This window comes from Actinophytocola oryzae (assembly GCF_004364325.1).
GTDB lineage: Bacteria > Actinomycetota > Actinomycetes > Mycobacteriales > Pseudonocardiaceae > Actinophytocola > Actinophytocola oryzae.
In genome coordinates, this window is sequence record NZ_SOCP01000023.1 from 1 (window position 1) to 18,842 (window position 18,842).

Genomic DNA, 18,842 nt, shown 5'->3' on the forward strand with positions numbered 1-18,842 from the left:
GCGAGCGGAGCGAGCCAATGTCACCGTGAGCGGGCCGCCGGCGTCTGGACTGACGAGCACGGAAGCCCCTGCGCGAGCGAAGCGAGCCCAGGGACTTCCGCGCGCAGGAGGGAAGACGCCGGATGAAGGCCCACTCACCAGCGAGCGGAGCGAGCCAATGTCACAGCGAGCCAATGTCACCGAGCCAATCAACTCTGCGCGGCGATGTGTTCCGCTATCGCCGGTGGCAGTTCCACTTCCAGTGGCGTGCGTACCGGCATCGGCTTGGGGCCTCGGACCACGACCGTGCCGCGGACCAGGTCGTGCAGCGCGTGGGCGCTCTGCTCGGCGGCCTGCGGCGGTCCGGCGACCACTCCACGCAGCATCCACCGAGGCCCGTCGACGCCGACGAATCGCAGTGACACCTCGCCGAGTGCGGCCAGGAGTTCCATGCCCCACTCGCCGGTGACGGTGCGGACGGTCGCGCCGTCCTCACGCAGCTGGTCGGCCAGCTCCGTGGCCACCTCGCGCCACAGGCCACCCGACTTCGGCGCCGCGTAGGCGTTGACGGTCAGCTGGCCCACCGGGGTGATCACGTGCACCGCGCGGATCGCCTTGTTCTGGTCCAGCTCGACCTGGAGCTGGGCGCCGTCCGGCACGGGGAGGCGGATCGAGCCGAGGTCGAGGCGGTTGATGCCGTCGTCGGGTGCCTCGGTCGAGTCGTGCGGGCCCGCGTACTCGAACAGGTCTCCCTCGAACTCCGAGGTGAGATCGTCGTCGTCAGCGGCGTCGTCCTGCTCGTCGTACTCGTCCTCGTCGTACGAGTCGTCGTACTCGGACTCGGACTCGGCGCGCTTACGTCGTCCGAACAGTCCCACTTAGCTACCCCTCCACCGGAGACAGCACAGCGTGCCCGCCGGTCGATCCGTAGCCGCCCGCGCCGCGGGCGGTGTCACCCAGTTCGTCCACCTCACGGAACACCGCGTGCTCGACGCGCTGTACCACCAGCTGGGCGATGCGGTCACCCCTGCGCAGCACGACCGGCTTCCGCTGGTCATGGTTGATCAGGCAGATCCTGATCTCGCCCCGGTACCCGGAGTCGATCGTGCCCGGCGTGTTCACCACGCTCAGCCCGACGCGCGCCGCGAGCCCGGAACGCGGGTGCACGAACGCGGCGTAGCCGTCCGGCAGGGCGATCGCCACGCCGGTGCCGACCGTCACGCGTTCCCCCGGTTCGATCGTCTCGTCGGTCGTCGTCACGAGATCGGCGCCGGCGTCTCCCGGCGTCGCGTACGACGGCAGGGGGACGTCGGGGTCGAGTCGGGTGAGCAGGACCTCCACGCTGGGCACGAGCGGCGAGACTACCCTGGTCCCGTGACTGACAGCGCGGCAGGGAAAGCGCCGGCCAAGACCGGACACGCGGAGCGCCTCTACGTCCCCTGGTACTGGTGGCTGCCGCCGCTGCTGGCCGCCGGACTGCTCGCCGCCGAGGTGCATCTCGGCTACCCCGGCGTCCGGGCGTGGCTGCCCTACGTCGTGCTCCTGCCGCTCACGGCCGTGCTGATCTGGCGGGCCGGCCGCGCGCCGGTACGCATAGACGGTGACCAGCTGTTCGTCGGCACGGCGCACCTGCCTCTGGCACACGTGGGCACCGTCGAGGTGTTCGGCGCCGCCGAGAAGCGCAAGGTCCTCGGCCGCGAGCTCGACCCGACCGCGTTCGTACTGCACCGCGGCTGGGTCGGCCCGACCGTGCGGGTCGAGGTGACCGACCCCGAGGACCCGACGCCGTACTGGGTGTTCTCCACCCGCCGTCCGGAGAAGGTCGCCTCTCTCCTGAACGGATGATTCACTCTGTCGGGTGGGCCCATCCCCCCGCCTAGGTGAACGGGCCCGCTCCCTTATGCGCAGTCTCGGCAGATCGGCTGACCGTTGTATTCCTCGGCGAGCCTGCTGCGGTGATGCACCAGGAAGCACTTGGAACAGGTGAACTCGTCGGCCTGCTTCGGGACGACTCGTACGGTCAGGTCCTCGCCCGACAGGCTCGACAGGTCGGCACCGGGAAGCTCGAAGCTCTCCGCGGTGTCCGACTCGTCGACGTCGACGACTCCGGACTGGTTCTCATTTCGACGTGCCTTCAGCTCCTCGAGCGAGTCCTCCGCGAGATCGTCGGACTCGCTTCGACGTGGCGCGTCGTAATCGGTAGCCATCTGTGTGCACCCCCACTTCAGGATGTGTTCGCGCGCTGGTCAACGTTCAGGCGCCCCGGTTTGTGCCCGCCATCTCAAGTGACGGACGTCTCGCACGTCGCGCCGCGTGTCCCCGTTGGAAATCGGCGCCCGTCGGAATCGATTCGCGTCTCGTGCTCGATGACCGGAGCGGGCAGAGCGTAGACCATGCTCAGGGACCGATCCAGCAGGTCACCCGTTCGGGTGTGTCTCAACTGGTGATCAACACCGAGCAACCGGAAGCGACACGATACGTCTACAGTTCTGTGCCCGAGCCGCCGAACGGAGCTGGAACGCCTAGGCTGATCAGCAGCGAACAAGGGGTGGGGGACGTTCGTTCGGTGCGGCACGTAGGAGGGCGGGGACTAGTGACGGCGGGGAACGTCATGCGACGCGGTGGTCAGCGCTACCGGAAGCGCCGGCCCTTGCCCGCGTTCCTGCTGATCATCGTGCTCGGCATAGCGGCCACGATCGTGTGGCTGAAGGTCATGAGCGCGGACAACGAGATGACGGCGGCGGCGCACTGCGACCCGCCATCGGCCAAACCGACGGCCCCCGCGCAGGGTCAGCCGGTGCCGACGCTGGGCAAGCCGCTCGAGCCGGACGCGCTGAACCGGACCGAGCCCGCCTCGCCGGCCTCGGCACTCGTGCGGGTCGTGAACGCGAGCAGCCAGCGCGGCCAGGCCCGGCTGGTGACCGAGAGCCTGCGCGCGCTCGGCTTCAGCGAGATCGCCGACCCGGCCAACGACCCGCTGTACGGCGACTCGATGACCTGCCGCGCCCAGATCCGCTTCGGCGCGCAGGGCACGGCCGCGGCGCGGACGCTGAGCCTGATCGAGCCGTGCGCGGAGCTGGTCCGCGACGAACGCCAGGACGCGACGGTCGACATCGTGCTCGGCGACAAGTTCGACGACCTGCACCCGAACCGCGCGGGCAAGACGTTGATCGAGCAGCTGAACGACTTCGCCAAGCAGAACCCGGTGGCCCAGGGCGGCTTACAGGCCGACGCCCCGCAACCCAACCTGGACGCGCAACTGCTGACCGCCGCCCGCAAAGTCAACTGCTGAAGCACTCCCCCGGGCCGCCCCACCCGCACTGAAGGACTCCTTCGTAACGCCCAGCGCACCGAAGGACGCCTTCATGACGCTCGGCCCCGACCGAAGTCAGGGCAACTCCTCGGCCAGCCCGATCTCCTTGACCGCTGCGCGCAGCTGGTCGGCGATCCCCGGCGTCGCACAGAACGTCAGGTCCGGCCCCACCGCCTCCGGCGACGACGACAGCCGCACCACCGCACCGGCCTCCTCCGCGACCAGCGCGCCACCCGCCCAGTCCCAGCGTGACAGCCCGTGCTCGAAGTACCCGTCGACCCACCCGGCCGCGACCGAGCACAGGTCGAGCGACGCCGACCCCGGCCGCCGGATGTCCCGCACCACCGGCAGCAGCCGCGCCACACCCGCCGCCTGCCTCGCCCTCCGCTCGGCGCGATAGGCGAAACCCGTCGCGATCATCGACATCGCCAGCTCGGTCGCCGAGGACACCCGCAGCGTGACCCCGTCCAGCCACGACCCGCCGCCACGCACTGCCGTCCACTCCCGTCCCGACTCCGGTTCGACGACCGCCGCGGCCACCGAGACCCCGTCGACCTGCGCGGCCAGTGACACCGAGTACCACGGCATCCCGTACAGGTAGTTCACCGTGCCGTCGATCGGGTCGACCACCCAGCAGACCTGCCCGGGCCCGCCTGCCGCGCCGCCCGTCTCCTCACCGAACACCGGGTCCCCGGGCCGCAGCTCCGCGAGCCTGGTGCGCACGAGCCGCTCCACGGCCAGGTCGGCGGCGGTCACGACGTCGGTCGCCGAGGACTTCGTGTCGACGTCACGTATCGCGGACGGCCGGGAACTGAGCGCGAGCGCGGCAGCCTCCCGAGCTACCGATACGGCAACGTCCAGCAGTCCTTCCATGGCTCCCACGAGACCTATCGGACCACATCCGGATAACCTCCGGGGAAAGCGTCACTGAATCGAGTACGAAGGGAACCGCGGGGATGGCTGCAACCCTCGGCTTCGGCGTTGACATCGGCGGGTCAGGCATCAAGGGCGGCGTGGTGGACCTGGACGCCGGCAAGCTCGTCGGGGAGCGCGTGCGCATCCCCACGCCGGACCCGTCCAAGCCCGACGCGGTCGCGGACGTCGTCAGGCAGATAGTCGACGAGTTCGAATGGACCGGGTCGCTCGGGGTGACGCTGCCCGCCGTGATCAAACACGGCGTGGCACACACTGCGGCGAACATCGACAAGGCGTGGCTCGGCACGGACGCCGCGTCGCTGTTCGGTGAGCGGCTCGGACGCGAGCCGGGCGAGGTCGTCGTGCTCAACGACGCCGACGCGGCGGGGGTCGCGGAGATCTCCTACGGCTGGCCCGACGACCAGACGGGCGTCGTCGTGCTGCTCACGTTCGGCACCGGCATCGGCAGCGCCCTGTTCCTCGACGGGAAACTGATCCCCAACACCGAGTTCGGCCACCTCGAGGTCGACGGCCACGACGCGGAGACCCGCGCGGCCGCCTCGGTGAAGGAGGAGCAGGACCTGTCGTGGGAGGAGTGGGCGGTCCGCGTCTCGCGGTACGTCCGCAGCCTCGAGGACCTCATCTGGCCCGACCTGATCATCGCGGGCGGCGGCGTCAGCAAGAAGGCGGACAAGTGGCTGCCCCTTCTCGACGTCCGCACCCGGGTGGTGGCCGCCGAACTACGCAACGACGCGGGCATCGTCGGTGCGGCACGCGCGGCGAAGCTCGGCCACCGCGGCTGAGCAAAGCACCAGGTAGGTCCCCGCTCCGAGAACGAAGAGACGGTGCAACCACGCTGCGCGTGAGGGGGCCGCCGGCGTCTGGACTGACGAGCACGGAAGCCTCTGCGCGAGCGAAGCGAGCCCAGAGGCTTGCGCGCGCAGGAGGGAAGACGCCGGATGAAGGCCCGCTCACCCGCGAGCGGAGCGAGCCAATGTCACCGTGAGCGGGCCGCCGGCGTCTGGACTGACGAGCACGAAGGTCCCTGCGCGAGGAACGAGCCCAGGGACCTTCGCGCGCAGGAGGGAAGACGCCGGATGAAGGCCCGCTCACCCGCGAGCGGAGCGAGCCAATGTCACCGTGAGCGGGCCGCCGGCGTCTGGACTGACGAGCACGAAGGTCCCTGCGCGAGGAACGAGCCCAGGGACCTTCGCGCACAGGAGGGAAGACGCCGGGTAAAGGCCCGCTCACCCGCGAGCGGAGCGAGCCAATGTCACAGCCCTCTCACCAGCGAGCGGAGCGAGCCAACGTCACCGAACGAGTCAAAACTGATCGTCTTGTGTCCCAGGCCGTCACCCGGGGCGCCAGCTTCGTAGTTACAATGGAACAGTGCCCGCGGCCAAGGCCACCGGGCGATCCCCGAACTCCGGCAGGCCAGTCGTTCTCGAATGTCTGGCGTTGCCAGTGATTGAGCAGCGAAAGGGCGTACGTGGCAGCCGCAAGAACCGCAACCCGACGCTCCACCGCTCCGGCGGACGCGGCCGAGTCGGCCAACGCCCAGCCGGACACCGACGAAACCACTGAGAAGCCGAGCTTGAAGACCGCGACGAACAAGACGGCGAGCGCCGCCAAGACGCGCACTCCCCGCAAGACCGCGACCAAGTCCGCCGCGGCCGGCCCGAAGAAGACCAAGGCCGATGCCACGAAGAAGGCGGGCAGCCCGGCCGACGGCGAGGCGGGTGACGGTGAGGAGCCCGATCTCGACTCCCCCGACCTGGAGGACCTGGAGGACGTCGAGCTCGAGGCCGACGTCGTCGAGGAGCCGGTCGAGGAGGTCGACGAGAAGGATCCCCGCAAGGAGACCAAGGACGGCGACTTCGTCTGGGACGAGGAGGAGTCGGAGGCCCTGCGGCAGGCTCGCAAGGACGCCGAGCTCACCGCGTCGGCCGACTCGGTCCGCGCCTACCTGAAGCAGATCGGCAAGGTGGCGCTGCTCAACGCCGAGGAGGAGGTCGAGCTCGCCAAGCGGATCGAGGCCGGCCTGTACGCGGCGGAGCGGGTGCGCAAGTCCGAGGACGAGTCGTCGGAGAAGCTGAACCCGCAGCTGCGGCGTGACCTCCGGTGGATCGTGCGTGACGGTGAGCGCGCCAAGAACCACCTGCTCGAGGCCAACCTCCGCCTGGTGGTGTCGCTGGCCAAGCGCTACACCGGCCGCGGCATGGCGTTCCTGGACCTCATCCAGGAGGGCAACCTGGGTCTGATCCGTGCCGTCGAGAAGTTCGACTACACCAAGGGCTACAAGTTCTCCACGTACGCCACCTGGTGGATCCGGCAGGCGATCACCCGCGCGATGGCCGACCAGGCCCGCACCATCCGTATCCCGGTGCACATGGTCGAGGTCATCAACAAGCTCGGTCGCATCCAGCGCGAGCTGCTCCAGGACCTCGGCCGCGAGCCGACGCCGGAGGAGCTCGCCAAGGAGATGGACATCACCCCGGAGAAGGTGCTGGAGATCCAGCAGTACGCCCGGGAGCCCATCTCGCTGGACCAGACCATCGGTGACGAGGGCGACAGCCAGCTCGGCGACTTCATCGAGGACTCCGAGGCGGTCGTCGCGGTCGACGCGGTGTCGTTCACGCTCCTGCAGGACCAGCTGCAGTCCGTGCTGGCGACGCTGTCCGAGCGCGAGGCGGGCGTGGTCCGGCTGCGCTTCGGCCTCACCGACGGCCAGCCGCGCACTCTCGACGAGATCGGCCAGGTCTACGGCGTGACGCGTGAGCGCATCCGCCAGATCGAGTCGAAGACGATGTCGAAGCTGCGTCACCCGTCGCGCTCGCAGGTCCTGCGCGACTACCTGGAATGAGCTGAACACTGCTTGACCACATCCCCGTCGCCCCTCAGGGCGACGGGGATGTGTCTTAGTGCGGGGGTTGGTCAGTTGGACGCGAACGTTCCGCCGGTGCCGGACGAGCGGTCCGGGCTGCTCGGGTTCCTCGCACAGCAGCGACGCGTGCTCCGGCACGCCGCCCACGGCCTCACCGAGGAGCAGCTGCGTGCGACGCCGACCGTGAGCGCCCTGTCGATCGGCGGGTTGCTCAAGCACGTCGCGTTCACCGAGCGCGGGTGGCTCGACCGCGTCGCCGGACGACCCGACCCGAGGACGAACCCGGAGTACGACCGCCAGTTCGAGCTGGGCGATGCTGACACCCTGGAGAGCCTGCTGGCCGACCTGGACGCGGCGGCGGCCGAGACCGAGGCGACCGTCGCGGCGGTCGACGACCTGGGTCAGGCGGTGCCCGCGCCCGCGAACCACCCGGCGTTCGCGCCGGACGTGGCCGCGTGGTCGGTCCGCTGGGTGCTCCTGCACCTCATCGAGGACCTCGCGAGGCACGCGGGGCAGGCGGACATCATCCGCGAGTCCATCGACGGCGCCCGGGCCGAGGAACTGCTCGCCGCGGCGGAGGGTTGGCCGGCGTCGTCGTCGGTGACGCCCTGGCGGCCCCGGGACCGGCCCTGGGACTCGGGCCTGGGCGCGAAGCACCAGCCCGCCCCTGGAGTTCCACTAGGGACGGTCTAGAGCGCCTCTGGAGCCGGCTCGACATCTCGTGTCCGAATCGTGAGACCAACCACCACGGCGAGAATGCCGACGGCCTCCGGCAGCGTGGGCACCTGACGCAGCACGAGGAAGCCGATCGCCGTGGCTGTTACCGGGAGTAGCGCCAGCAGCAGGGCGAACCGGGCCTGTCCCATCCGCCGCAGCACGATCTGGTCGAACACGTACGGCACCACTGTGGACAACACCCCGACTCCCACGCCGAGCAGGATCAGACGTGGCGAAGACCACACCGGGCCGGTGCTGAGCGCCAGCGGCGAGAGCACCACGGTCGCGACGCCGAACCCGACCGCGAGGCCGTCCACACCGAGCCCGACACTCGCGACACGCTTGCCGAGGACGATATATGCGGCCCACAGGACCGCTGCGCTGAGAGCGAACAAAACTCCCAGGGTGCTGCCGGCCCAACGCACGTCCGCGATGAGGACCACACCGCTGACCACCAGCAACAGTGCGCCGAAGTCCCTCACGGAGCGTGATCCGAAGGCCGCCACAAGGACCGGTCCGACGAACTCCAGAGCGACCGCCGTCCCGAGCGGCAGCCGGTCGAGCGACTCATAGAACGCGAGGTTCATGACGGCCGTGACCAACCCAAACAACGCCGCGAGCCAGAAGACCTTCCCACGCCAGGCGGCACGTCCCGGCCGCCGCCATGCGAGCAGGACCACCGCGGCGCCCAGCTGCCGGAGCCACGCGACGGCCGACGGCGACAGCGACCCGAACAGCCAGACGGCCGCCGCCGCGCCCAGGTACATCGACACGCCACCGATCACGAAGAGTAGCGGCGCCGGGAGGCGAGTGGCGTGAGTCACTGAACCTTTCGAACCCACGTGACGATCCTGCAATGTGAGAGGCCCAATACGACAACCGGGTTAAATCATGCGTCGAGCGATCTCTCATTCAGCCCGGGAACACTGACGGGGATCGAAACGTCTGGAAGAGTAGAGGCTGCGACACCGCGCCAGCAGTGGCCGCAGCCGACATCGGCACCGGGACTCCCGGATGCCGGGACGGAGGGAGAACTGCCATGAACACGACGCTCACCCGCCCCGACCTGACCGCTGCTGACCGTTGTGACCGTTGCGGGGCAGCCGCGCAGGTACGGGCAATACTTCCCTCCGGCGGCGAGCTCCTCTTCTGTGGTCACCACGCCAGGAAGCACCAGGAGCGCCTTCGCGAGCTGGAAGCCGACCTGCAGCAAGGACAGCCGCAGGCCTAGCCAGCCACCACAACCAAAAAGCGACTTCGAGGCGGGACCCTGGTGTGTGGGTCCCGCCTCGCCTATACCCGGAACCGGCGAAGGCTCGGTGTCACCGCCGCGACCAGCAGGACGGCCGCCACACTGGCGAGCACTGCGAGATTGGCTCGCTCCGCTCGCTGGTGAGCGGGCCTTCACCCGGCCTGCCCGGTCATGGCCGTCAGGTAGACGAGACGCCGGTCCCGCCGGTCGACAAGAGCTCCAGCGAACAGGCTGAGCACCATGAGCGGCACCGCCTGTGCCATGCCGACAGCCCCGGTCCAGACCGGGCTCCTCGTGGCGTCCCACACCTGGAACAACACGGCGACCAACGTCATCTGGCCGCCGAGCGCGGACGCGATCTGCCCGAACCAGACCCGCCGGAACACGGCAGTGCGGAGAGTTGTGAGGTCCAGAAGGGCGTTGGCAAACATCTGGGGAACGACCCTAGACGCCGTCCAGGACCGGTTCGAAGGCCAGCTCGGCCGCGCCCAGCAGGGTCGAGTCGGGACCCAGGGTGGACACCACGATGCGGATGCCGCCGACCGCGCGGCTGACCAGGCTGCGTTTGCGCACCTCGCCGCCCACGTCCGCGATCAGCGACGCAGGCAGCGCGGTGAACAGGTCACCGAGCACCACGAGCTCCGGACCGAGGACGTTCACGACGTTGACGAGCCCGACCGTCAGCCACTCGCCGAACTCGCCGAGGCGTTCCCGCACCAGCGCCGACGAGCTGGCCAGCGCCCGCAGCTCCGCGACCACCGCGCCACGCGGTGAGCCCTCCCGCAGGCCGAGCGCACGGCACAGCGCCGGCTCGCCGACCTCGGTCTCCCAGCAGCCGGTGCTGCCGCAGTAACACTGCCGCCCAGCCGGGTTGACGGCCATGTGGCCGAGCTCGCCGACGTAGCCCGCGGTGCCCCGCAACGCGGAGCCGTCCGAGATCACGCCGCCGCCGACACCGACGTCGGCCGACACGTACACGGCGTCCGACGCCTCGCGGGCGGCGCCGCGCAGGTGCTCGGCCAACGCACCGAGCTCCGCGTCGTTGCCGATCACGACCGGCATGCCGAACACCGTCGACAGCCGCTCGCCGAGTGGCACGCCTGTCCAGTGCAGGTTCGGCGCCTCGTGTACGAGACCGTCCGAACGCCGGACCACGCCGGGGACCGACACCCCTCCCGCGACCATCGTCACGCCGATGTCCGCCGCCAGCACGATGGCCGAGTCGACCACGTGTGTGATGACTTCCTCCGGCCCGCGGGTGTGCCCCCGCAGGTTCCAGCTGTTGCGCCCGAGAATCGCACCCCCGAGGCCGACCAGGGCGATCGAGACCTGGTCGACCCGCACGTCCACCGCGAGCACCACCGCGGCGTGTGGCTGCGGGAGGACGAGGAGGGACGGGCGCCCCGCGCCGGAACGCTGGCGGGGCACCTTCTCCTCGACCACTCCCGTCTCGGCGAGCCCGTCCACGAGTGCCTTGATCGTGCTGCGGTTGAGGCCCAGCTCAGCCGCCAGCGACGCCCTCGTGGTCGGACCACCGACGTGCAGCCTTCTCAACAGGACCGTGCGGTTGTGCCGGCGCACCTCGTCGGGCCGGGCGCCCAGGCTGGGCGTGCCCGTTGGTGTGCTGGTCAAACCCCTCGCTCCTACCTGCTAACGACTGACTGCCGCCCTCCTGCGGGACAGCGCGTCGACCGAGGCGGCGAGCAGCAGCACCAGACCGGTGATGATGTTGACCACCGCGGCCGGCTGCTTCAGCAGCCCGAGGCCGTTCTCCACCACCGCGAGCACCAGACCACCGATGACCGCGTGCGCGACCTTGCCCCGGCCGCCGAACAGTGAGGTACCACCGATCACCGCCGCTCCGACGGCGAACAGCAGGGTGTTCAGGCCACCGGCCTGTGGGTCGACGGAGCCCGCCTTCGACGAGTACACGATCGCACCGATGGCGGCCGCCGCGGACGAGACCACGAAAACACTCGCACGGATCTTGCTCACATTGATACCGGCACGGCGCGCGGCCTCCGCGTTGCCGCCGACCGCGTAGATGTGCCTTCCGTAACGCGTGCGGTTGAGCACGAACGTACCGATCACCAGCAGAGCCAGGATGATGGGTACCACGTACGGCACGCCCTGGATGGTCACCAGGTCCGGGTTCGGCGAGCGGTTGAGCGTGAACAGCGCCGTGAGGACGACCGCGATGGCCACGACCACCACGACCTTGCCGAGCGCGATCGACGTCGGCGAGGTGACGAGTCCCTTGCGCAGCCGCGTGAAGTGCTCACCGAGCACCACCACCGCGTAGCCGCCCGCCGCGATCACGCACAGCACCCAGCTGCCGAACACCGACAGGTTGCCGTTGGCCACGTTGAACAGCACCTGCGAGGTGCGGATGCCGAGCACGCCGCCCTGGCCGATGAACTGCAGGATCACGCCCTGCCACGCGATGAACAACGCGAGTGTCACCACGAACGAGGGCATACCGATCTTGGAGACCAGGAAGCCGGAGATACAGCCGATGGCCGCACCGACGCAGACCGCGAGCAGCATCTCGAGCCACGCGTTCGGCGGCACGCCGATCACGGCGATCAAGAACGCGGCGAGCGCGAACACCGCACCCGCCCAGATCCGCATGAGGATCGCGAGGACGGCGGCCAACCCCATGCCGATCTCGAACACCCAGAACACGGTGGTGCCCATGCCGCCGAGCAGGTTGCCCGCCTCGACGTAGTGCATCGCCATGACGGACGCGCACACGCCGGACAGGGTGCCTGCCGACAGGTCGATCTCGCCGAGCAGCAGGACGTAGACCAGGCCCATGGCGATGATCATCTTGCCTGCGCCCTGTGCGACCAGGTTCGCGGTGTTGTTCAGTGTCAGGAAGTTGTCCGACTGCGTGGCGAACACGACCACCAGCACGGCGAGCCCGAGCAGGGCGGGCAGCGAGCCGAGGTCACCGCCGCGCAACCTCGCGAAGTAGTCGCGGATCGCCTCGCCGGTCGACTGGGAGGTCGTGTCGATGCCGAAGTCGGAGATCGCTCCCCGTTGGTTCTTGGTGTCCGGCCTGGCCGGGGTCTCGGTCATGGAAGAGGTCCTCGGGTGAGAAGAGCTAGAGGGTGACTTGCTCTGGGCGGGCGAGGCCGAGTTCACCGGACCGGCCCGCGGTGATGAGCTCGACGACCTGGCTGTGCGTGGTCTCCTTGACCGGCAGATCGGCCACCATGCGGCCGAGGTACAGCGTGGAGACCCGGTCGGCCACCTCGAACACGTCGGCCATGTTGTGGCTGATCAGCACGACACCGAGGCCCTGCTCGGCGAGGCGCCGGACCAGGTCGAGGACCTGACGGGTCTGGGCGACGCCCAGTGCGGCGGTCGGCTCGTCGAGGAGCACGACCTTGCTGTCCCACAGCACCGCCTTGGCGATGGCGACGGTCTGGCGCTGGCCGCCGGACAGCGATGCGACTGGCGTTCGCACCGACTTGACCGTGCGGACCGACAGCGAGGCGAGCGTCTCGCGGGCGGCCTTCTCCATGCTCGACTCGTCCATCAGCCAGCTGGAGCCGCGCTCCCTGCCGAGGAACATGTTCTGCACGACGTCGAGGTTGTCGGCGAGCGCGAGGTCCTGGTACACGACCTCGATGCCGAGGTCGGCTGCTTCCTTCGGGCTGTGGATCGTGACCGGCTGGCCGCGGAAGCGGACCTGGCCGGAGTCCATCGGGTAGATCCCGGCGACACACTTGATGAGCGTCGACTTGCCTGCGCCGTTGTCGCCGACGAGTGCGGTGACCTCGCCTGCCCGCACCGTGAAGTCGACGTCGTGCAGCACGTGCACCGGGCCGAAGCTCTTGTTGATCCCGATCAGCTCGAGAAGGGGTTCACTCATTGAAAGGTTCCTCCTGCGTAGGCCGGTCGCACCCCGGTGGTGGCGGGTGCGACCGGCCCGGCTTACACGGGGATCAGGAGATGCCGGCCTGGGTGCAGGCGGCCTTCAGGTCACCGGTGCACACCTCTTCGGCCTTCACGTAGCCCTCGTCGATGACGCGCTTGACTTCGGCCTTGGTGATCAGGAACGGCTCGAGGAGCACGGACTTGACCTGACGCTTGCCGACCGGGTCGTCGCTGGTCGCGGTGGCGACCTTGTCGGCCTCGGCCTTGCCGGAGGCACCCTTGGCGAGCGCGGCGGCCAGCTTGGCGGTGGCCTCCGCCTCCTGCTTGATCGGCTTGAAGACGGTCATGTACTGGTCACCGGACAGGATGGCCTTGAGGCCGTCCGCGGTGGCGTCCTGACCGGTCACCGGGACCTTGCCGTTCAGCTGGTACTTCTTCAGCACGGTGATGATCGCGCCCGCGAGACCGTCGTTGGCCGCGACGACACCGTCGACCTTGGTGCCGTTGCTGGTCAGGATGTTCTCGAAGGTCGTGCCGCCCTTCTGGTTGTCCCAGTCGTCGATCGGCTGCGACTGGACCAGCTTGAGCTTGCCCGAGCTGTACAGCGGCTTCAGGATGTTCTGCTGGCCGTTGTAGAACAACGTGGCGTTGTTGTCCGTCGGCGCGCCCTCGATCTCGATGACCTGCTGACCGTTCGGCTTGTCCTTGAGCGCATCGGCCAGGCCCTGGCCCTGCAGCTCGCCGACCTTCACGTTGTCGAACGACACGTAGTACTCGGAGCTGCCGCCCAGGTTCAGGCGGTCGTAGTCGATCGTCGGGATGCCCTGCGCGTTGGCCTTCTGAGCGACCGTGCCGCCGAGCTCGGAGTTGATGGAGGCGATGATCAGGACCTTGACGCCGTCGTTGATCATGCCGTCGGCCAGGGTGGAGAACTTCTGGACGTCGCCCTGGGCGTTCTCGATGTGGGGGTCGAGGCCCTCCGCCTTCAGCGCCGCCTCGAGCATGGGCTTGTCGAAGCCCTCCCAGCGGGCGGAGGTGGCGGTCTCCGGCAGGATGACGCCAACGGGGATGCCGCCCGACGCGCTGTCGGTGTCCCCGCTGTCACTCCCGGACGAGGAGTTGTCCGAGTTGGCCCCACACGCCGACATGGCCAGGGTCAGACCCATGCCCGCGGCAATGAGAGCAAGCCTTGTACTGCGCATTCAACGATCCCTTCACGGTCGGTCTCGGTGGCTAGCGCCAACCCCAAGCCGAAATGTTGCGGTGCACAACATATGCCCGCGAACGCTGTGAGGGAAGCCACGCAGGGGTTCCGAACGACACAGTTTGGCAACGAACCGGCCATGTGGTGGTCATCGAGGCCGTGCTCCGCGCAGGGCTGGCGCGCCGAACACGAAGGGTAGCGGCCTCGGATCATCCGCGCGAGGGGAAGTTCGCGGGTCGACAGGATTTCACCTGATGCGCGCGCACCCTGACGACCCGATAACCAGCAGCTAAGGCCGGGGGCGGGGTGACCACCCGACCAGTTGACGGTCTAGACCACTTTCGGGAGCCCGACTACCGAACGTCGCGGCGGTCACCAGCTCCGCAGGGTCGCGATGCGCTCCTCGAGCTGTTCCACCGACGCCATGGCCGTCGGCGGCCCGGCGCACACGCGGCGCAGCTCGCCGTGGATCATGCCGTGCGGCTTGCCGGTGCGGTGGTGGTACATCGCGACCAGGGTGTTCAGCTCCTTGCGCAGTGCGGTGAGCCGCTCGGCGACCGACTGCACGCGTGGCTGCCGCGCCTCCTCCGGCTGGGCGTTCGCCGCCCGCTTCGTGCGGTCCGCGAGCTGCTGGTCCTGCCGCTGGCGCAGCAGCGCCCGCACCTGGTCCGGCTCCAGCAGCCCGGGCAGGCCCAGGTACTCCTGCTCCTCGTCGGAGCCCGCGAACGCCGCGGTGCCGAACGACGAACCGTCGTAGATCACCTGGTCCAGCTCGGCCGACGCGGACAACGCGGTGAACGCCTTCTCCTCCTCGCCCGGCTCGTCCTTCTGACGGTTGGCGTCGGCGAGCAGCTCGTCCTCCCAGCCGTCCTTCTCGCGGTGCGGCTTGCCGAGGATGTGGTCGCGCTGCGCCTCGAGCTGGCTGGCCAGCTCGAGCAGCACCGGCACGCTCGGCAGGAACACACTCGCCGTCTCCCCCGGCCGCCGCGCACGCACGAACCGGCCGACGGCCTGCGCGAAGAACAGCGGCGTCGACGCACTGGTGGCGTACACGCCGACCGCGAGCCGCGGCACGTCGACACCCTCGGAGACCATCCGGACCGCGACGAGCCACCGGTCGTCGGACTCGGCGAACTCGGCGATGCGGCTCGACGCCTTCGGGTCGTCGGAGAGCACCACGACCGGTTCCCGGTCGGTGAGGCGCGCGATGGTCTTCGCGTACGCCTTGGCCGTGATGTGGTCCGACGCGATCACCAGGCCGCCCGCGTCCGGCACGCTCTGCCGCAGCTGCGCGAGCCGCAGGTCGGCGGCCCGCAGGACGGCCGGGATCCACTCGCCCTCCGGGTCCAGCGCGGTGCGCCACGCCCTGGCGGTCTGCTCGTTCGTCATCGGCTCGCCGAGACGGGCGGTGAACTCCTCACCGGCGCTGGTTCGCCAGCTGGCCTCGCCCGAGTACGCCAGGAAGATCACCGGCCGGACCACGCCGTCGGCCAGCGCGTCGCTGTAGCCGTAGGTGTGGTCGGCCTTGCTGCGCATGAAGCCGCCCGCGTCCGGCTCGTAGGCCACGAACGGGATCGGCGAGTCGTCGCTGCGGAACGGCGTGCCGGTCAGCGCCAGCCGCCGCACGGCGGGGGTGAACGCCTCACGGATGCCGTCACCCCACGACTTCGCGTCGCCGCCGTGGTGGATCTCGTCGAGGATCACCAGCGTCTTGCGCTGCTCCGTGCGCACCCTGTGCAGCATCGGATGCGCGGCGACCTGCGCGTACGTCACCGCGACGCCGAGGTAGTCGCTCGCCGTCTGGCCCGCCGAGTTGCGGAAGTTCGGGTCGATCGAGATCCCGGCCATGGCAGCCGCCTGCGCCCACTGGTACTTCAGGTGCTCGGTGGGCGTCACGATCGTGACCCGCTCGACCACCCGGTCGGCGAGCAGCTCGCTGGCCACCCGCAGACCGAACACGGTCTTGCCCGCACCCGGCGTCGCGACCGCGAGGAAGTCCTGCGGCCGGTTGGTCAGATATCTGGTGATCGCCCGACGCTGCCACGCGCGAAGCGGTCGAGAGCCCCCCGGCTGTACCGCCTGTTCTTTCCCCTGCACCGACGTCATTCGTCCGGCAACTCCTCCCTGGACGCACTCCTGGCACAACGAAGCCCTCAGCGGGCGACGTTGAGGGCGGAGTTGACTCTACCTGCCGCCCCTCCCGACAACGCGACGCGACACCTCCAAGGCGCCGTCTGTTCGCTCACCAGCGAACAGACCGTGCAGCCCCGCGACCCACTCACCCGCGAGCGGAGCGAGCCAATGTCACCGTGAGCGGAGCGGGCGAAAAAAACACTGCGCTATCGCGCAGGTGGGGTCTTGATGGACCATGCTTGGCCTTGAGATGAGTCCGCAGCCGCAGAACCCGACGCGCAACGCGCAGCAGGCGACCAGCGCCCTGCCGCGGCGCGGTCCGATGCGCCTGCTCAAACGCACCTGGGTCAAGTCCTGGGAGGGCAACCTCTTCTCCGAGGCGGCGGAGGCGGCGTTCTGGCAGGTCCTGTCGCTGCCGCCACTGCTGTTGGGGCTGCTCGGCAGTCTCGGCTACGTCGCGCAGTGGTTCGGTAAGGACGTGATCGACTCGGTCCACGAGTCGATCATCGAGTGGTCGAACACGGCCTTCTCCCCGAACGTGGTCAACGACATCATCAGCCCGACCGTCGACGACATCCTGCGCCACGGCCGGGGCGAGATCGTGACCGTCGGGTTCCTGATCTCGCTGTGGGGCGGGTCGTCGGCGATGTCGTCGTTCGTCGACGCGATCACCGTCGCGCACAACCAGTACGGGGTGCGTCACGAGGTGTGGCAGCGGATCTTCGCGCTGCTGCTCTACATGGCGGCACTCGTGCTGCTGGTCATCGGGCTGCCGATCCTCGCCCTGGGCCCGGACGTGCTCCCGAAGATCTTCCCGATGGCGTGGCGCAACGAGATCGCGTTCTGGGTGAACGCGTTCTACTACCCCGCGCTGGGGGTGCTCATCGTGTTGGCGCTGGCCACCCTGTACAAGCTGGCGCTGCCCCGCAAGCTCCCCTACCACCGGGGGCTGCCGGGCGCCGTGCTCGCGATGATCGTGTTCCTGCTGTCCAGCATCGGCCTGCGGCTCTACATCTCGTGGATCACCACGACCGGCTACACCTACGGCGCACTGGCCACGCCGATCGCGTTCCTGCTGTTCGCGTTCTTCATCGGGCTCGCCATCGTGATCGGCGCGTACTTCAACGCGGCCATCCAGGAGATGTGGCCCGCCAAGATGACCAAGCGCCAGCGCCGCGCGTGGCGCCGCCTGGAGATGTCGAAGGCCGGGTCCCGTACCGAGCCCGCTGCGCAGCCCGTGCGCCAGCAGCCCGTCCAACCGCCGCCCGCGAGCCCCAACGGGAAGGCGGAGGCGCCCCGCGAGGCGAGGCGCACCCCGGACACCGAGCCCTAGTCGAAGATCGCCCTGGGCTTCGCGACCTCGCGCAGCCAGCCCTCGATCTGCTGCTCCCAGTTGGGGCGGCCCATCGCCGCGTACTCGACGACGAACGTCCCGAGCCGTGACTGCGACCGCGTGCCGAGGCCGCCGCCCTTGAGCACGCGGACCCGCTTCGCGACGTCGAGGACGACCTGCACGTCCCGGGGCCTGGCGAGGAACGACACCGTCACGCCGTTGAACACGTTGCCGAACGCCTGCGACGGCGCGAAGTTGATCTCCTGGAAGAAGGGCAGCTGCTGGTCCACGCCGTCGATGCGGTTCTTCACCAGGTTCGCGTCGCGGAACTGGCAGCCGATGCGGGTCAGCGCGTCGAGGATGCGGTGCTGCGCGGGCACCGGCTCGATCGGGATGGCGTCGACGTCCTGCGGGTCGACGACCGTGCGGGCGAGGTTGAGGTTCGTCTGCAGCCCGACGGCCATGCCGGTCAGGTACTTGCCGAACACCGTGGTCACCGGGGTCTCCCACGGCATCTGCACCTCGAACGGCACCTTGATCTGCGCGCCCGCCCGCACCAGCTCCCTGCCGGCCAGCTGCACGTTCTGGAAGGGCAGGTCGGCGGTGGTCTCCTCGGACCCCTGCTCGACCCTCGCCAGCAGGGTCACCGCGAGCGACTCGATCTCCTGGTCGACCTGTCCACCCTGGAGGATGACCTCGCCGTGCAGCGTGCCGCCCGGCAGAACGAGACGGTCGAGAAGCCGGGCGTCGACCGTGGCGCCCCCCTGGCCGAAGCTGGCCATCACCTTCTGGAACATGGGGCGCATCCTGCCAGCGGGTGAGCACCCCCGCCGCCATTTCCGGCATCATTGCACCGTGAGTACACAGACGCTGCCAGAAGTCGACACCCGCGACAGCACGGGTGACGACACCCCGAAGATGTTCCACTACGTCCGCAAGGACAAGATCGCCGAGAGTGCCGTGACCGGCTCCGTCGTCGTCGCCCTGTGCGGCGAGGTCTTCCCGGTGACCAGGTCGCCGAAGCCCGGTTCCCCGGTCTGCCCCGAGTGCCAGCGCATCTACAACAACCTGCCGCCGGGCGGGGACGACTGACACCGTCGACGGGCATTTCGGACAAGCCGCTCACCGGCCCTGTCCCACCTCTCGCCTGCGTATCCTGCTGCGGACGGCGTGCGCGCCGCCGCCGTTCGCCGACGCGCGCCCGGAGCAGGTGACCCAGTGAACGAG

Annotated in this window: 20 protein-coding genes; 8 read left to right on the top strand and 12 right to left on the bottom strand. The window is 69.3% G+C overall.

The annotated features are described in order from the left end of the window. Positions 1-188: 188 nt before the first annotated feature. Both CLV71_RS40475 and dut read right to left on the bottom strand, forming a co-directional pair. Positions 189-857 (bottom strand): DUF3710 domain-containing protein, encoded by a 669-nt coding sequence (locus tag CLV71_RS40475; protein WP_133908250.1) that lies wholly within the window; start codon positions 855-857, stop codon positions 189-191. A 4-nt stretch (positions 858-861) separates the two neighbouring features. After that, entirely contained in the window at positions 862-1,329 is a 468-nt protein-coding gene (gene dut, locus CLV71_RS40480) for a dUTP diphosphatase (RefSeq protein ID WP_133908251.1), read from the bottom strand. Between the two features lie 24 nt (positions 1,330-1,353). Here dut and CLV71_RS40485 point away from each other — a divergent pair, with 24 nt between their 5' ends. Then, positions 1,354-1,824 (top strand): DUF3093 domain-containing protein, encoded by a 471-nt coding sequence (locus CLV71_RS40485; RefSeq protein WP_133908252.1) that lies wholly within the window; start codon positions 1,354-1,356, stop codon positions 1,822-1,824. 53 nt (positions 1,825-1,877) lie between these two features. Here the strand turns inward: CLV71_RS40485 and CLV71_RS40490 are convergent, their stop codons facing one another. Next, positions 1,878-2,186 carry a DUF4193 domain-containing protein gene (locus tag CLV71_RS40490; RefSeq protein ID WP_133908253.1) on the bottom strand — a complete coding sequence of 103 codons (309 nt, stop codon included), beginning with the start codon at positions 2,184-2,186 and terminating at the stop codon, positions 1,878-1,880. Between the two features lie 404 nt (positions 2,187-2,590). Between CLV71_RS40490 and cei the strand changes: the two genes are divergently transcribed. Then, complete coding sequence (gene cei / locus CLV71_RS40495; RefSeq protein WP_133908254.1) at positions 2,591-3,271, top strand: envelope integrity protein Cei; 681 nt, start codon at positions 2,591-2,593, stop codon at positions 3,269-3,271. 96 nt (positions 3,272-3,367) lie between these two features. On the opposite strand, the gene CLV71_RS40500 is transcribed toward cei, so the two are convergent. After that, complete coding sequence (locus CLV71_RS40500) at positions 3,368-4,165, bottom strand: inositol monophosphatase family protein (protein WP_133908255.1); 798 nt, start codon at positions 4,163-4,165, stop codon at positions 3,368-3,370. 83 nt (positions 4,166-4,248) lie between these two features. Here CLV71_RS40500 and ppgK point away from each other — a divergent pair, with 83 nt between their 5' ends. From ppgK to CLV71_RS40515, 3 genes are all read left to right on the top strand, one after another. Further along, on the top strand, positions 4,249-5,010 hold the full coding sequence (ppgK, locus tag CLV71_RS40505; protein WP_133908256.1) for a polyphosphate--glucose phosphotransferase: 762 nt from the start codon (positions 4,249-4,251) through the stop codon (positions 5,008-5,010). Positions 5,011-5,696: 686 nt separating this feature from the next. Continuing rightward, positions 5,697-7,070, top strand: coding sequence for an RNA polymerase sigma factor (locus CLV71_RS40510; RefSeq protein WP_133908257.1), 1,374 nt, complete (start codon positions 5,697-5,699; stop codon positions 7,068-7,070). Between the two features lie 75 nt (positions 7,071-7,145). Continuing rightward, positions 7,146-7,784 carry a DinB family protein gene (locus CLV71_RS40515; protein ID WP_133908258.1) on the top strand — a complete coding sequence of 213 codons (639 nt, stop codon included), beginning with the start codon at positions 7,146-7,148 and terminating at the stop codon, positions 7,782-7,784. Here the strand turns inward: CLV71_RS40515 and CLV71_RS40520 are convergent. Then, positions 7,781-8,575: an EamA family transporter gene (locus tag CLV71_RS40520; RefSeq protein ID WP_133908417.1), complete on the bottom strand. Its 795-nt coding sequence runs from the start codon at positions 8,573-8,575 to the stop codon at positions 7,781-7,783. The genes CLV71_RS40515 and CLV71_RS40520 overlap by 4 nt on opposite strands. Positions 8,576-8,847: 272 nt before the next feature. Here CLV71_RS40520 and CLV71_RS40525 point away from each other — a divergent pair, with 272 nt between their 5' ends. Next, positions 8,848-9,039, top strand: a complete 192-nt coding sequence (locus tag CLV71_RS40525) for a DUF7455 domain-containing protein (RefSeq protein WP_133908259.1) — start codon at positions 8,848-8,850, stop codon at positions 9,037-9,039. Between the two features lie 173 nt (positions 9,040-9,212). Here CLV71_RS40525 and CLV71_RS40530 read toward each other — a convergent pair whose 3' ends face one another. From CLV71_RS40530 to CLV71_RS40555, 6 genes are all read right to left on the bottom strand, one after another. Further along, positions 9,213-9,491, bottom strand: a complete 279-nt coding sequence (locus CLV71_RS40530) for an MFS transporter (protein ID WP_133908260.1) — start codon at positions 9,489-9,491, stop codon at positions 9,213-9,215. Positions 9,492-9,504: 13 nt separating this feature from the next. Further along, positions 9,505-10,641 carry an ROK family protein gene (locus CLV71_RS40535; protein ID WP_133908418.1) on the bottom strand — a complete coding sequence of 379 codons (1,137 nt, stop codon included), beginning with the start codon at positions 10,639-10,641 and terminating at the stop codon, positions 9,505-9,507. Between the two features lie 69 nt (positions 10,642-10,710). After that, complete coding sequence (locus tag CLV71_RS40540; RefSeq protein WP_133908261.1) at positions 10,711-12,141, bottom strand: sugar ABC transporter permease; 1,431 nt, start codon at positions 12,139-12,141, stop codon at positions 10,711-10,713. Positions 12,142-12,166: 25 nt separating this feature from the next. Continuing rightward, positions 12,167-12,940 (bottom strand): ATP-binding cassette domain-containing protein, encoded by a 774-nt coding sequence (locus CLV71_RS40545; protein ID WP_133908262.1) that lies wholly within the window; start codon positions 12,938-12,940, stop codon positions 12,167-12,169. A gap of 73 nt (positions 12,941-13,013) precedes the next feature. Further along, the gene (locus CLV71_RS40550; RefSeq protein WP_133908263.1) at positions 13,014-14,147 is read right to left on the bottom strand and encodes a sugar ABC transporter substrate-binding protein; all 1,134 of its coding nucleotides are present in this window, start codon (positions 14,145-14,147) and stop codon (positions 13,014-13,016) included. Between the two features lie 374 nt (positions 14,148-14,521). Then, positions 14,522-16,255, bottom strand: coding sequence for a DEAD/DEAH box helicase (locus CLV71_RS40555; RefSeq protein ID WP_133908264.1), 1,734 nt, complete (start codon positions 16,253-16,255; stop codon positions 14,522-14,524). Positions 16,256-16,532: 277 nt separating this feature from the next. Between CLV71_RS40555 and CLV71_RS40560 the strand changes: the two genes are divergently transcribed. After that, positions 16,533-17,615, top strand: coding sequence for a YihY/virulence factor BrkB family protein (locus CLV71_RS40560; protein WP_208297984.1), 1,083 nt, complete (start codon positions 16,533-16,535; stop codon positions 17,613-17,615). Here CLV71_RS40560 and CLV71_RS40565 read toward each other — a convergent pair. Beyond that, on the bottom strand, positions 17,612-18,412 hold the full coding sequence (locus CLV71_RS40565) for a sporulation protein (protein WP_133908266.1): 801 nt from the start codon (positions 18,410-18,412) through the stop codon (positions 17,612-17,614). The genes CLV71_RS40560 and CLV71_RS40565 overlap by 4 nt on opposite strands. Positions 18,413-18,470: 58 nt before the next feature. Here CLV71_RS40565 and CLV71_RS40570 point away from each other — a divergent pair, with 58 nt between their 5' ends. Next, a complete protein-coding gene (locus CLV71_RS40570) occupies positions 18,471-18,707 on the top strand; it encodes a DUF3039 domain-containing protein (RefSeq protein WP_133908267.1) in 237 nt (78 codons plus the stop codon). The last annotated feature ends 135 nt before the right edge of the window (positions 18,708-18,842 follow it).